Annotated in this window: 1 protein-coding gene; it reads left to right on the top strand. The window is 60.6% G+C overall.

Annotated features, from left to right (window positions below):
• A partial coding sequence (locus SB753_RS41345) for a Tar ligand binding domain-containing protein (RefSeq protein WP_410805725.1) occupies nucleotides 1-236 on the top strand: 236 nt, incomplete at both ends.

The following is a 236-nucleotide window of genomic DNA, read 5'->3' as shown; positions in this document are numbered from 1 at the left end:
ATTGCTGATCGGCGCGGCGGCGGGGCTGTTATCGCTGCGTGAGAGCAATGCGTCGCTGCAACAGATGTACACCGTCGATACGCCCGCCGTGGCGGATCTCGAAGGCAGCGCTGGCCAGCTACTGCGTCTGCGTCTCGCATTGGCAACCTACTCCTCGCTGATCGAACTGAACGATCAGGAAGGCGCCGACGCCGTGCTGAAGCGTTTCGATACGTACCAGAAGGTGTCGAATGAAC

The organism is Paraburkholderia sp. SIMBA_053, assembly GCF_046534895.1.
Lineage (GTDB): Bacteria > Pseudomonadota > Gammaproteobacteria > Burkholderiales > Burkholderiaceae > Paraburkholderia > Paraburkholderia caledonica.
Note: the sequence above shows the minus strand (reverse complement) of the source record. Positions and strands in the feature narration are given on the sequence as shown.